Genomic DNA, 14,124 nt, shown 5'->3' with positions numbered 1-14,124 from the left:
TTAAGTTTTGTGGAACAGGCATCTTGCCTGTTCCTAACGGACAAGATGCCCGTTCCACAAGAAAATTAAGTTTTGTGGAACAGGCATCTTGCCTGTTCCTAACCAAGGTGCAAGATGTAAGTTATAACATTTATGACAAAGGTGAGTTTGCCAAAGCAAGCATTATTTTTGATAGAGTGCTCGATAAACTGGTTCGCCCCGTTTCAAAGTAGCAATTTCTCTTTCAGTAGCCACAGGTAGGGGATTTTCTGCTAGCCAGTTGTCGCCGTTTTGACGTTTAAAACTGGGGTTAGATGAAAAGCGATCGCACATTTCTCTTTCTACTTCCTCAATATCTGACTGGATAAAAACTTCACCGCCAATTGCCAGATAAGTTGCCAATTCATTAACTAATTCCTGCTGCACCACCCGCCGTTTGTGGTGCTTTTTCTTGAACCACGGATCGGGAAATTGAATGCTAACGTGCTGCAAAATACCTGCGGGTAAAGTTTCTAAAATGGGCTTCAGGGAACTATTCGCATTGCAAAACAAATAGTGCAAATTTGTCAAGCCTTTTTCGTCGCGCCAAAGATTCGCCTCTTCTACCAGAGGTTCGCGAATTTCTAATCCGAGAAAGTTCCAGTCTGTTTGGATTTGCGCCATGTGCCACAAAAACCGTCCTCTGCCGCAGCCAATATCTAAATGCAGCGGTAAATTTAAGTCGGAATAGATTTTAGTCCAATCCGGGGGACTTGCAGATGCTTGATATTTAATTGATAGGGGATTGACGTGTTCCCGCACTCTTACTCTTGCCAATTTTGCTGTCTCCTGAATGTAATTTTTAACCGCAGATGAATGCAGATGAACGTGGATTAACGCAGATAAATATTGATTTTTGCGAGGTGGTTCAATACTTTTTAATTAATGAGCAATATTAAATTGCAGAGGGACAATTTTAAATTGCTCATTATTGCATTAGGCTTCGGGTTCAATGCCTGCTGCTCTTAATTGCGCGGCTAGTCGATCGGCTCGCTGTTGAACATTTGCTTTTTCCTGCCGTTCCCTTTCTACCATTTCTGCTCCCCACAATAACATCTCTCCGCTTTCATTCCACCACCGCAACCAATATCCCGTTCTTTCGGCTTTTGTTCCCTGCCAAACACCCAGAAATAACCCAAGTCCGGCAATCCAATAACGATTGTTTGCATCGGCTTGCTGTTTTTCATACTGTGCTGATGAATTCAAATGATATACTATTAAATCTCCGATCGCAGGTTCAAAAATTACATAGATTGGAGCTTGTAATATTTGTTCGTAAAAATGCCATTTTCCGGGGAGATAAGTTTGTTTTGCAGAATATTCATCCTGATAACTAGGAGGATTCTCTGGCAAAAAGTCCATGACAATTGCCGGAATGTCTCCTTCTAGGTTGGGGGTATAACTGCGACGAATTTCTCGATCGGGAAGGGGGTGTACGTTGGTGGCATAAAACAGATCGGGAGTTTTTATAACTAGCTTATCGTTGAAATTTACACAAATCGCCAGATGAGGCGCAACTAATGTTCCCTCCAAAATTAGCCCCGCAATTTCTAAGCTTTCCCGTAAGGCGGCGGCGAGCAAAGGCTGGTCGATATCTTGCAGGGGGTGCTCGTCTAAAATGAAATCTTTTGGCAATTTTTCCCAGGATATTTTGAATTGAATTGGATTGAATGTCATGGTATTTTACCTCTTACTAAGAATGCGGTAGAACTGCTGGCAATGATTTTCGCTAGAATAGCATCGCCTATTTTTTAAGCTTCTGGTTCAATGCCTAATGCTCTTAATTGTGCGGCCAATATGGACGATCGTTCTCGTTCTTGTTCGGCCCGTTCCCTTTCTTGTTCGGCTTGTTGTTGAGCGATAGCCCTTTCCTGCCGTTCTTGTTCGGCTTGTTGTTGAGCGATAGCCCTTTCCTGCCGTTCTCTTTCTACCATTTCTGCACCCCACAATAACATCTCTGAACTTTCATCCCACCACCGCAACCAATATCCGGTTCTTTCGGCTTTTGTGCCATACCAAACACCTAGAAATAATCCAACTCCAGAAATCCAATAACGGCCGAAAGCATCGGGTGGTTGTACTTCATACTTTCCTGATGAATCCAAATGGTAGACTTCTAACACTCCGGCGGCTGGTTCAAAAAGTGCATAGACTGGCACTCGCAATATTTGCTCGTAAAAAAACCATTTGCCGGGGGGATAAGTTTTTTTTCGAGAATATTCATCGTTGGCAGTAGCTGATAAAAATTCCATCACGATCGCCGGAATTTCCCCTTCTAAGTTGGGAGTGTAACTGCGGCGAATTTCTTGATTTTCCAGCGGCTGGACGTTGCGGGCATAAAACCAATCTGGAGCTTTGATAACTAGCTTGCTGTCTACTGTCGCACAAATTCCCATGTTTGGGGCAACTAATATTCCTGTTACAATTAGCCCTGCGATTTCTAAGATTTCCCGCAACGCTGCAGCGAGCAAGGGCTGGTCGATATTTGCCACAGGTTCCTCATCTAAAATGAAGTCGTCTGGCAATTTTTCCCAGGTAATTTTTAAGTCGGCTGTACTGGCTGTCACGGTATTTTACCTCTTACGGAGACTGCTGGAGCGCGGCTCGCAATACTTCGCGGTGAAAGAGCGATCGCTCTACTATAAATTTTATCCTGTCTGGCGATAAGGCGTGGCCGTTAGCATAGTGTTCGATCCAGATTTTGCTGATTAAATAAGGATCGTCTGGCAATTCTGATAATAAGTATCCCGGCATTTCTAACTCATCCATCAATTGACTGACTTTCGGATCGTAGCTGAGGGCAAAACAGCGGCATTCTTCGGATGCTGCCATAATTAAACTGTGGTAGCGCATCCCGATCGCCATTTCGACTCCCCGGAATACTCCTTTCAATTTTCTGGGGTCGTCTAAACTGAGGATGCGGCTCGTTTTGGGCAGGGCTTCGTGCAAATGTTGGGCAATTTCTAAGTCGTGAGACGCTTGAAAAGGCAGCAGCAAAATTAAGGTGCGAGTTGCTTTTTGAAAGTCAACTAAAGCTTGAGTTAAGATTGACAAACGGGCGGGAGTTAGTGTAGAGTGAGAACGCAAACAAACAGCCACTCTGGGCGCAGGTAAATCCCACAAACCCGACACGGGGGAATTCTCCAAAGCCCACACGGGATCGGGCGCTAAAGTAAAGGGAATTTGCCAATCTGCAAGTAAAGTAGCTGAACCTTTATCCCGCACGCTGACGCCGGTGCATCCAGCAAAACAGCGCTGAGATAACTTGCGAGTCATTTCGCGCTTCAAAGGCCCAATTCCCTGGGCCCAAGCAACAGTTTTTAAGCCCATCTGCTGCGCTAATCCCATTAAACCCCCATAATAGAAAGGGCTCACAATGCTAGTAGCGTCTTGGATTAAACTACCGCCGCCCCAGATTAGGGCGTCGGAGGTGCGGAGTGCTTCGATAACTTGAAAGGCATTCATGCGATCGCGCGCAGCTACCCCGTACCGCTGATTGGTCTCGACAGGATTGCCAGACAGGACGATCGGCGTCACGCCATCTGGTAACATTTGCAGTAGCGATGCCAACAGCGCCTCGTCGCCGCCGTTGCCTTTACCGTAATAGCCGCACAAAATTGCTCGCATTTCTACTCTTTTATTTGTTTGTGATGGGGAATCTAACGATTTTAGATTTTAGATTTTAGATTTTAGATTTTTTTGATATTTGAGATTTGCTCCTACTACCAAAAAAATGCTACTGTCATCAAGCTTCAAGGCTTTACGTCATCAGTCAGCTCAAATCGCAAATCTAATAAAATCTCGAATCGCTAATCTAAAATTATATGACCAGCCCAAAAACAGGTACAAGCCCCGACTTAAGTCGTCGATGCTCCTAAAATTTTAGACCAAAGCTCAAGCTCCAAGATTCATCTGTGGAGTAAATCTAAAATCTAAAATCTAAAATCTAAAATCGACTGACTCATCATATTTTATATGACAGTTGCGTAAGTCCCGATCGATAAATCTTTCATCTTCGTTCACAATACAAAAAATGCACGCTTTGTCAATTCCCACCTGGATTATTCACGTCTCTAGCGTCGTCGAGTGGATTGCCGCCATCTGGTTAATTTGGACTTACGGCGAAGTCACTCAAAACCGAGCTTGGTGGGCCCTTTCCGCCGCAATGCTGCCCGCTCTTGTCAGCGCTATGTGTGCCTGTACATGGCACTATTTTGACAACTCCCCAGCCCTAGAATGGATTGTTACCCTACAAGCGGCGATGACTCTCATTGGCAATTTTACTTTGTGGGCTGCAGCTTGGTGGATTTGGCGATCGGCTCAGCCAGCAGAGAAAATTAAAGATTAAAAAAAGGAGAAACTAAGTGAAAAATAGCACTATTTGGGTAAAATTTGTCGCAAGTTTGCTGTTGTTGACAGCCGGATTATTGCTTCCCAGCCAAGCGAGCAACATTCCCGTACAAGTCGCCCAACAACCTAACTGCAAAAGTCCTCAAACCACGCTAGACATGAATATGTGTTCTAGTCAAGAGTTTGAGGCGGCCGACAAAAAGCTCAATCAAGTCTATCAGCAACTGCAAGCAAAAATCAGCAGTAGACAAAAGCAGAGGTTGACTGCGGCACAGCGTACTTGGATTAAATTTCGAGATGAAAATTGTGAGTATGCAAAAGGGCAGTTTGAAGGCGGTAGTTTGGCGGCTTCTACCTACGGTTATTGCAGGGCCAGAGTGACGCAAGAACGGATTAAAGATTTGGAAGGTTATTTGAAACAAGCAAATTTGTAAAAGCTCGATCGATATTTAGGGGTCTACACAGTGCTAACCCTAGGATATGGAACTATGGTTTTTTGGCACTTACCTCGTTAGCGAAAGAATTAGTAGCAATTAAACCTGCCTCAATCAACAATCCATCGAGACTGTCCACCAGTCCATCAAGACAATGTAAAATTTGGCGATCGCCTGCAGGTAACGAAATAGAATTAGTTAGACTGTGAATCTGGTTTTCCAAATCTTCCGGCAATTTTGAACACAAAGCTGTTGCCCTTTCTACCAGACGCTTTTCGCCCGGATGAGGGATAGAATTAACAGCAAAAACAATATCAAAATAACTGCCTAAAAAAGCGGCTGTTCGATGGACAATACTTACTGAATCACGGCGCAAAACAGCGGATTCTAGCTGGTGGCGAAATGAAAAAATCTGGTGGCGCAAAATCGGATAATTTTTGGCAATTATTGCTTGACGGAGTTGTTCGGGATAAGGTCGATCCACATTGGCTTGCAATTGCTGAAACCAACCGTCTCTGTCATACAATGATAATGAGGTGAGAACGTTCCACCAAAAACAGGTTGAATAACCTACTGATGCTTGATGTTTGACCAGGATGCGATCGAGTTCTTCTTCGATCCATTCGGGCTTGCGGTACATAATATCTATACCGCAACCAGTGTTAATATCTATCCACTCGTCACCGGGTTCCCAAAATTGATTGTTGATGGCGATGCGATCGGAAAATTGTCTCGCTATCGCCTCCCGTATGTCAACAGGAATTTCCTCTTTAACATATACGTAGAAATCAAAATCAGACGACTCATCCGTAACTATAGTTGTTCGAGAACCTGCTAAAACGACGGCTACAACTTGAGGCAAACTGCTAAAATGCTCCCCAATAGTTTGAGCCAGTGGGGGAATTTCTTCGAGAGCTAATTGATAATTGTGCAGCATTTAATTACCTTGCTTGGCACTTAAAAAATTCCAGCTAATGCTTAACTCTAGCACTCAATATTTTAACGCATAACTTTGAACTCGTAACTCAACAATTGATAATTGTTAACAAATACGGCGGAGGCGAACTGATGCGTTGCGACATCGTATCCCCACCAAAATTATCTCAAAAGTAACATAAAAATTTGTTTTTTTATTTTACCCTTTGACACGCGGATAGTGTAGAATCTAAAATCTAAAATCTAAAATCTAAAATCCCTATGTCCTTCGTTGGTTTGCACATTCACAGCGATTATAGCTTACTAGATGGGGCTTCTCAGCTACAACAGCTCGCAGAACGGGCGGTGGAATTGGGGATGCCCGCGATCGCCCTTACAGACCACGGGGTGATGTACGGGGCGATCGAGCTAATCAAAGTTTGCCGAAATAAAAATATCAAGCCGATTATTGGCAATGAAATGTATGTCGTCAACGGCGACATAGAAGTAAAAGTTCGAGGTAGAAGAAAATACCATCAAGTTGTTTTAGCTAAAAATACCCAAGGTTATAAAAACCTCGTCAAACTAACCACAATTTCCCACTTAAAGGGAATGCCAGAAAGAGGTATTTTTGCCCGACCTTGCATCAACAAAGAACTACTAAAACAATACTCCGAAGGTTTAATTGTTACCAGTGCTTGTTTGGGCGGGGAAGTTCCCCAAATGATTCTGCAAAACAAGCTAGATACTGCCCGTGAAGTAGCCACATGGTATAAAGAAGTATTTGGGGAAGATTACTATTTAGAAATTCAAGACCACGGTTCCCCGGAAGACCGGATTGTTAATGTTGAAATCGTTAAAATTGCCCGCGAACTGAAGATTAAAATAATTGCCACCAATGATTCTCACTATATTTCCTGCAACGACGTAGAAGCACACGATGCTTTACTGTGCATTAACACCAACAAACTGATTGAAGAAGACAAGCGGATGCGCTACAGCGGTACTGAATATCTTAAGTCCGCAGAGGAGATGGCGCAACTGTTTCGAGATCATTTGGATGATGAAACAATCAAAGAGGCGATCGAAACCACTTTAGAAGTCGCAAATAAAGTATCGAGATACGAGCTCACAGGAGAAGCTCGGATTCCCACAATTCCAATTCCCCCAGAACATACAGCCGATACTTATGTAGAAGAAATATCCTGGCTGGGACTGTTAGAACGCCTCAAAGCCCGCACCAGAAATGAAATCCCCCCAGTCTACAAACAAAGACTAGAATACGAACTGAAAATGCTTCAGCAGATGGGCTTTTCAGAATACTTTTTAGTAGTTTGGGACTACATAAAATATGCGAGAGACAACGATATTCCAGTAGGGCCGGGACGCGGTTCGGCCGCAGGTTCTCTAGTGGCCTACGTCCTCAAAATCACCAATATAGACCCCGTACATCACGGACTACTATTCGAGCGATTTCTCAATCCCGAACGGAAATCCATGCCAGATATTGATAGCGATTTCTGCATAGAAAGGCGGGACGACATGATTAAATACGTTACGGAAAAATATGGTAGCGACCGCGTAGCGCAAATTATTACTTTCAACAGAATGACATCAAAAGCTGTATTGAAAGATGTTGGGAGGGTGTTAGGTATTCCCTACAAAAAAGCCGACGAAATGGCAAAATTAATTCCCGTGTCCAGGGGAAAGCCGGAAAAACTTAAAGTGATGATTTCCAATGAAACACCTGCACAGGAATTTAAAGACAACTATGAAAATACAATTTGCATAAATGCAGAAACTGGTACTGAAGTCCCCGTTCGTCAGTGGATTGACATGGCAATTCGCATTGAAGGAACCAACAAAACCTATGGGGTTCACGCGGCAGGTGTGGTAATTTCCTCAGAGCCGTTGGATGAACTTGTACCGCTGCAAAAGAATAATGAGGGGGCTGTGATTACCCAATATTTCATGGAAGATTTGGAGTTTTTGGGGCTGCTGAAAATGGACTTTTTGGGATTGAAAAATTTAACAACCCTCCAGAAAACTGTTGATTATATTAAGCAAACCCAAAATCTAAGTGTCGATCCAGAAATGCTACCTTCTGATATTGAGCGCAGAGCTCAAGAGACTTTTGGCAGAATCAAAAAGTTACCCGATGATGTAGATAAAACTTATAGACTTTTAGAAAGAGGAGATTTAGAAGGTATTTTTCAGTTAGAATCCTCTGGAATGCTGGATGTAGTGAAAAAACTCAAACCTTCCTGTCTGGATGATATTTCTTCTATTTTGGCACTTTACCGACCTGGGCCGCTGGATGCAGGTTTGATTCCTCAGTTTATTGACTGCAAGCACGGTAAAACAGTTGAGTACGATCATCCGCTATTAGAACCGATTTTAAAAGAGACTTACGGAACGCTTTGCTTTCAAGAGCAAATTATGCGGATGGCTCAAGATTTGGCGGGCTATTCTTTGGGGCAAGCTGACTTGCTGCGCCGCGCAATGGGCAAGAAGAAAGCTGATGAAATGCAGAAGCAAAAAGAAACGTTTATCGACGGCGCAACTAAGAATGGAGTCAGTCAAAGAATTGCTGAAAAGTTGTTCGCGCAGATGCTACAATTTGCAGAGTATTGCTTGAGCTATGACACGAAGATATTGACAGTGGAATATGGGCCGATGGCTATTGGCAAAATTGTTGAGGAAAAAATTGAATGTACTGTTTATAGTGTTGATAGCAACGGTTATATTTATACACAGTCAATTGCACAGTGGCATCGCCGGGGGCAGCAGGAGGTCTTTGAGTATTGCCTGGAAGATGGCTCGATAATTCGCGCCACAAAAGATCACAAGTTTATGACTGTTGGCGGTCAAATGCTGCCCATTGACGAAATCTTTGAACAAGGATTAGACTTAAAACAAATCAACTCTAGCTCAGATATATAAAATGTATCTCGACTATAGGCAGCTAAAATCGGAACACAAGGAACAAATCATTTCTGCTTTTAATCAGGGCATGGAGTGTCGAGACATTCCTAACTACCTTGGTGTGAGTGAAAGAGCAGTTTCAAGGGTTTTAAAAGAAGCCGACATTAATACTAAGCGGCGAAACCGCTATACTTTAAATGAGAGCTATTTTGATGTAATTGACTCTCAAGCTAAAGCTTATTTATTAGGATTGATAGCTGCTGATGGCTGCGTTACTCAAACTAATTATGTAGCTTTTGAATCTATTGACAAAGAACTTACAGAAATGCTCAGCATAGAGCTACAATACTCTGGTGAAATTAGAGTTATTCAGCCTCAAAATTATGCTCCTCACTACCGAATAAATTTTTCTTCTGAAAAGCTGGCAAGCTCTTTACAGGGCTACGGCATCATAACAGGAAGAACTTTTTCGGAAGTTACCTATTTCCCTAACTTAAAATATTTAGGGTCTTATGTGTTAGGCTATTTTGACGGTGACGGTTGTGCTTATGCAAACAAAGGTAGAAGTGGCGGTTTAGTCTGCATTGTTTGTTCCTTTGAATTTGCCCGCGAACTAGCAATGCACCTAGGGATGGGTTCTGTACAAGAGCATCAATTAAAAAAAGTTTATTATTGGAGAATCTTTAGTCGAAAAAATATACAAGCATTCTATGATTTGGTGTATCAATATCCCCGCTTGGGATTGCAACGAAAGAAAACTAAAATAGAGGCTATTCTCAGGAGTTACAAACATGGTAAAAATTATTAGTCGAAAATCACTAGGAACTCAAGAAGTCTATGACATAGGCGTTGAACGAGAACATAACTTTATCCTAGAAAATAGTTTGGTGGCATCTAACTGCTTTAATAAATCCCATTCAATGGCCTATGCGTATATCACGTATCAAACTGCCTATTTAAAGGCGAATTATCCTCTCGAATACATGGCGGCACTGCTGACGGCTAACAGGGGCGATCAGGATAAAGTACAGAAATATATTGCCAATTGTCTCAAGCTGGGTATTGAGGTTGAGCCGCCAGATGTTAATAGCTCGGAACTTACTTTTACACCGATGCCGAAACAGATGACTGGCTCTGCAAAAGATAAAATTTTGTTTGGAATTTCTGCTGTTAAAAATGTGGGAGAAGCGGCAATTGAAAATATTTTGGCGGCGCGGCAGGAAGGGGGTAAGTTTAAATCGTTGGCTGATTTGTGCGATCGCGTAAATCTCCATTCTGTCAACCGCCGCGCTTTAGAAGCATTAATTCAATGCGGTGCTTTTGATAAAATTGAAAACAACCGCAAGCAATTAGTAAACGACCTCGAAGGAGTGATGAAATGGGCGCAAGAGCGCAAAAGAGACCGAGAAAGCGGCCAAGGCAATCTTTTTGACTTGTTAGGTGCGAATAGCTTCGGGAAGTCAGTCAATACCTATGAGTCCGCGCCCAAATCTAAATTAATAAAAGATTATGAAAAACAGGAGAAATTGCGTTTAGAAAAAGAACTGCTTGGCTTTTATGTGTCAGAACATCCCCTAAAGTTTCTCATGCAAGTAAACGAAGACCCCGATGTTGTGACTCTCGAACAGTTAGCAGATAAAAAGGGGAAAGTATCAGTTATTGTCATGCTCAGCGCTATCAAAATGGTAGTGACAAAAAAAGGCGAGGCGATGGCAATTTTGCAATTAGAAGATTTGACCGCTCAAATAAAAGCTGTGGTGTTCCCCAAGGCTTACGAACAAGTGAAACCTTACATTGTAGAGAATGCGATCTTACTGATTAGTGGAAAAATTGAGAAAGATGGGGAGGAAATTCAGATAATTGTAGACACTGCAAAGCCCGTTGAAACAGTACAGGTTGCAGAGGAAATCGAGAAGGCGGAACCGGAAATAAATAACCATTGGCCGGCGGAACCAGTCAACGTTGTACGATCGACAAAACCTGTGGAAGTTTTAGAAATGGTGATTGTCAAGCTGACACTGCAGCAAGTACAATACGGGGAAAAACTCAATGACCTTAAAGCCCTTTTGGAAGAACTTTCCTATGGGGGAGAAGATGCTAGCGTTTCTGTGGGGGGAATTGTTGTCGGTGAATATTCCTGTCAACCCTTTCGCATTAACCGTCAATTGTGGGTGCAAGATGGCGAGGGAACTGTTAGCCGTCTCAAGTCGGCTAAATTTGATGCTTGGGTTTTTCCTCTAGACACTCGCGGAGATGCTGCGGTATTTCGAGAAATGCGATCGCAACTTAATGTATATTCTTGGGCCAGTCGTTTACTTGACACTGACACCGATCGCCTTCACAAGTATGTCACATATCTCGCCCAACTAAACAGACGCCCGCCAAACTAACACTTCGCCGCCATCCCCACCGGTGACTAAAGTTTGACCGTCAGGACTAAAAGCCACCGGATTGCACCCAGCAAGAGAGCACAAACATTCTCCTGTTTCCAGGTTCCATAGTTTAACCGTACCATCTCGACTGCCGCTAGCCATAGTTTCGCGATCTGGACTCATCGCCACCGAAATCACCGCATCAGAATGCCCCCTCAAAGTATTAATCAATTCCCCTGTATCGGCATTCCACAATTTAACAGTAGCGTCGGCACTTCCACTGACCATCATCTTGCCGTCTTGACTAAATGCGATCGCATAAACCCAATCTGAATGACCGACAAAAGTCCGTACACTCTCCCCAATACCTACCAGCCACATCTTGATAGTTGTGTCAGCACTGCCGCTGGCAAGCATCATACTTTGAGGCCGAAAACTAACAGATAAAACCTTGTCAGAATGTCCCGAAAGTTTTTGAACCAATTCTCCGTTGCGCTGGTTCCACAATTTAATACTCTTGTCGCCGCTGGCACTCGCGATCGCTCCAGAGTCGCAACTAAAAGCCACCGAGTACACGGGGCCGTACCGGTGACTGTACGGCGAACCCAAATCGCTGTAAAATTCGCGAATCATCGCCTTTTTATCCAGCTTCCACTCAATGACTTTTCTGTCAAAACTGCCGCTAACCATCATTCTCCCGTCTGGGCTGATTGCCACAGCATCAACCGTTGCGGAATGGCCGAAAAAAGTATGGATGAATTCACCTGTTTGCAGGTTCCACAGCTTAATTGTTTTATCATCGCTGGCGCTAGCGAGAATATTGCCTTGAGGATTAATAACCACAGCATTAACCGAGGCTGAATGACCGTGGAGAATGCGATCGCACCGCCAGTTATTAGACGACAAAAATGTCGGATTGCCAGCGGATGGCGCAACATGAATCTTGGCGGGCGGCGCGGCTGAGACGGCGGTTGCTTTATGGGGCTGCGAGTTAGTTACTGGCGAATTAATAGCTATTTTCGTGGGCGAATTATAACTGATTTGAGAGCGGGGATATTGCCCAACATTTACCAAGTCTTGCAAGACTTCAGCAGCGGATTGATATCGCTCTCTTACCGAATCTTTGAGCAATTTATTCAAAATAGTTGCTAATTTTTTGCTGACTTTTATGCCTTTTTGCGCCAGGTGCGATCGCCAAATCCATTTGCATTCCAAAGCATCGAACAAATCCTTCAGTACCGCCCCTGTTAGCAGGTGAATGCAGGTAACGCCCAAACTGTAAAGGTCGCTCGCCGGATACGCCTTGCCGCTGCGAATTTGTTCGATGGGCGCATAGCCAGCAGTTCCAGTTATCGTTCCAGTTTGCGCCTCAGAAAGGCCGGTAATGTGCTTAGCAACTCCAAAATCTACGAGCACAAACTGACCCCCCCTGGCCTTGCCCTCTACAGCAGGAGATTCAGCGACAATTATCCCTTTCATACCACCAGAAGATGGAGGTAAATTTGCCCCTCCTTTTCCTTTACCAGGAGTTGAGGTGCCATATCCCGCCGCCGCCCACAAGGTTTGGGGAGTTCTTCGCAGAATATTTTCCGGCTTAATATCCCGATGAATCACCTGCTGCTCGTGAACAAATTGCAAAACAGGCAACAAATTGATCAACAATTCCCAAATCTGTTCCTCGCTAAAAGCTCCCCGCTGCTGCAACTCCTGAAACAAATTATTTCCATCGATTAACTCTTCCACAAGATACAGACGTTTGGCTTGTTCAAAAGAAGCCAGCAAACTTGGAATTTGCGGGTGTTCTCCGAGTTCGTGTAGTCGGTGAGCTTCTTGTTTGAACAGTGCAGTTGCCTTTTCTAATTCAGCTTTTTCTTGTACTTGGGGGAAAAATTGTTTGATGGCGCAGGGAGTTTTCAACCTATCTTCATCGACAGCTAAAAAAGTTCTGCCAAATGTTCCTTCACCGATAGGTTGAATGGCGCGATAACGCTCTTTCAGTAGCAATTTAGAGCCGCACGCCAGACAAAACTTGGTTGAGTCAGGATTCTGCGGCTTTTGGCAATGGGGATTGAGACAATAGCTCATCTTTTTTTCTGCCTGGAGATTCCCACCACTGCTAAACTTAGCAACATGGTAGTCTGTTTCCACTCACGCCCAGAGCACCATTCTCGATAATACCTGAGAAACTCGCTTTCTTAACCCAAAATCTCGGCTCTCAGGTTGAGCCCGTGGCAAGAAACCAAGGTGACGACACTAAAAGTGCTTGATGTGAGTTTCCATATATTGTAGTGCTTTCCTAAAATTTTGCAGGTTGGCGGAGCACAAACTGATAGGTCAACACTTAACTGTTAACTACGGCTATTCTGGAGCATTTCTGCAGAGAGCAAATACCAAACTGAGGTGATCCCGGCTATTCTCCCCCATCTAAAAGACACTCTTGCTCCTCGTCGCCCTTCTGTGACGATGCTTTGGCTTTAATCACCGCTTCTCTAAAGCCTAAAACTAATAAAATATTGGCAAGTGTTAAGAATAGTTCCGCAGAACCGTGCAGCCAATCGACATTTGCTAGTGACTCGTTGTAGGCAACTTTTGCGTAAATTGCGGCGGGAATAGTCACCGCTACAAAAACGAGAGTGCCGTAAAAGCCCATCAGAGCTAAACGGGGTGTTTTTCCCGATCGAGTCAAAAACCAGAGAAATCCCAAGTAGGGAAATAGAGACAGAACAAATAAAGTTTCTTTGGAAATCATTAGTAATTGGTGAGCGACCAGATACTATGATAAATTAAAAGCTCAAAAATTAGTGTGAATAATTTTTAACTTTTAATGTTTAGTTTTTAATATTTAATTAGACAGATGCACCCGTTCCAATCGAACCGCTATAGCGTCACCCAACACCATAGCTCTTAACCCAAGCCGCAGCAGGTTGGCGGTATTCAAAACCCCTCACCGACGCGGAGACAAAACCCGTAACTTTTCCCCTAACACCGTTTTTAGAATAACACATTTTTCACCGTGCCAGTCTGTTAATTGTCGGGTGCATCTCACTTTGGCAAATGTGTCAAAAAAGAGATAAAATGAAAAAGCTAGTAAAATCGTTAAATAAAGATGA

Annotated in this window: 13 protein-coding genes; 6 read left to right on the top strand and 7 right to left on the bottom strand. The window is 43.5% G+C overall.

What is annotated here, in order from left to right; genetic code table 11:
- Positions 1-212: hypothetical protein (locus QUA00_RS09265; protein WP_333409424.1), on the top strand; the 212-nt coding region annotated here is incomplete at its 5' end.
- Here QUA00_RS09265 and trmB read toward each other — a convergent pair.
- The 4 genes from trmB to csaB all read right to left on the bottom strand — a co-directional run bounded on the left by trmB (position 163) and on the right by csaB (position 3,645).
- A complete protein-coding gene (trmB, locus tag QUA00_RS09260) occupies positions 163-795 on the bottom strand; it encodes a tRNA (guanosine(46)-N7)-methyltransferase TrmB (RefSeq protein WP_333409423.1) in 633 nt (210 codons plus the stop codon). The genes QUA00_RS09265 and trmB overlap by 50 nt on opposite strands.
- 159 nt (positions 796-954) lie before the next feature.
- A complete protein-coding gene (locus tag QUA00_RS09255; RefSeq protein WP_333409422.1) occupies positions 955-1,695 on the bottom strand; it encodes a Uma2 family endonuclease in 741 nt (246 codons plus the stop codon).
- Positions 1,696-1,769: 74 nt separating this feature from the next.
- The gene (locus tag QUA00_RS09250; RefSeq protein ID WP_333409421.1) at positions 1,770-2,585 is read right to left on the bottom strand and encodes a Uma2 family endonuclease; all 816 of its coding nucleotides are present in this window, start codon (positions 2,583-2,585) and stop codon (positions 1,770-1,772) included.
- Positions 2,586-2,598: 13 nt separating this feature from the next.
- Positions 2,599-3,645 (bottom strand): polysaccharide pyruvyl transferase CsaB, encoded by a 1,047-nt coding sequence (csaB, locus tag QUA00_RS09245; RefSeq protein WP_333409420.1) that lies wholly within the window; start codon positions 3,643-3,645, stop codon positions 2,599-2,601.
- Between the two features lie 406 nt (positions 3,646-4,051).
- Between csaB and QUA00_RS09240 the strand changes: the two genes are divergently transcribed.
- Both QUA00_RS09240 and QUA00_RS09235 read left to right on the top strand, forming a co-directional pair.
- The gene (locus QUA00_RS09240; protein WP_006632397.1) at positions 4,052-4,366 is read left to right on the top strand and encodes a DUF2499 domain-containing protein; all 315 of its coding nucleotides are present in this window, start codon (positions 4,052-4,054) and stop codon (positions 4,364-4,366) included.
- A gap of 16 nt (positions 4,367-4,382) precedes the next feature.
- Complete coding sequence (locus tag QUA00_RS09235) at positions 4,383-4,802, top strand: lysozyme inhibitor LprI family protein (RefSeq protein WP_333141384.1); 420 nt, start codon at positions 4,383-4,385, stop codon at positions 4,800-4,802.
- A gap of 52 nt (positions 4,803-4,854) precedes the next feature.
- On the opposite strand, the gene QUA00_RS09230 is transcribed toward QUA00_RS09235, so the two are convergent.
- Complete coding sequence (locus QUA00_RS09230) at positions 4,855-5,739, bottom strand: DUF4037 domain-containing protein (protein WP_333409419.1); 885 nt, start codon at positions 5,737-5,739, stop codon at positions 4,855-4,857.
- Between the two features lie 260 nt (positions 5,740-5,999).
- Between QUA00_RS09230 and QUA00_RS09225 the strand changes: the two genes are divergently transcribed.
- From QUA00_RS09225 to QUA00_RS09215, 3 genes are read left to right on the top strand one after another with little or no spacing between them, the layout of a single operon-like run.
- Complete coding sequence (locus tag QUA00_RS09225; protein ID WP_333409418.1) at positions 6,000-8,660, top strand: DNA polymerase III subunit alpha; 2,661 nt, start codon at positions 6,000-6,002, stop codon at positions 8,658-8,660.
- Between the two features lies 1 nt (position 8,661).
- The gene (locus QUA00_RS09220) at positions 8,662-9,450 is read left to right on the top strand and encodes an LAGLIDADG family homing endonuclease (RefSeq protein WP_333409417.1); all 789 of its coding nucleotides are present in this window, start codon (positions 8,662-8,664) and stop codon (positions 9,448-9,450) included.
- A complete protein-coding gene (locus QUA00_RS09215; protein WP_333409416.1) occupies positions 9,434-11,032 on the top strand; it encodes a helix-hairpin-helix domain-containing protein in 1,599 nt (532 codons plus the stop codon). The genes QUA00_RS09220 and QUA00_RS09215 overlap by 17 nt, the downstream gene beginning before the upstream one ends.
- Here QUA00_RS09215 and QUA00_RS09210 read toward each other — a convergent pair.
- Together QUA00_RS09210 and QUA00_RS09205 are read right to left on the bottom strand one after the other, a co-directional pair.
- Positions 11,009-13,099: a serine/threonine-protein kinase gene (locus QUA00_RS09210; protein ID WP_333409415.1), complete on the bottom strand. Its 2,091-nt coding sequence runs from the start codon at positions 13,097-13,099 to the stop codon at positions 11,009-11,011. The two genes, QUA00_RS09215 and QUA00_RS09210, sit on opposite strands and share 24 nt — an antisense overlap.
- Before the next feature lie 325 nt (positions 13,100-13,424).
- Complete coding sequence (locus tag QUA00_RS09205; protein WP_333141396.1) at positions 13,425-13,763, bottom strand: DUF3593 domain-containing protein; 339 nt, start codon at positions 13,761-13,763, stop codon at positions 13,425-13,427.
- Positions 13,764-14,124 lie beyond the last annotated feature (361 nt).

This window comes from Microcoleus sp. T2B6, assembly GCF_036700475.1.
Lineage (GTDB): Bacteria > Cyanobacteriota > Cyanobacteriia > Cyanobacteriales > Microcoleaceae > Microcoleus.
The sequence above is the reverse complement of the archived record's forward strand: the minus strand, read 5'-3'. Positions and strand labels throughout refer to the sequence as shown.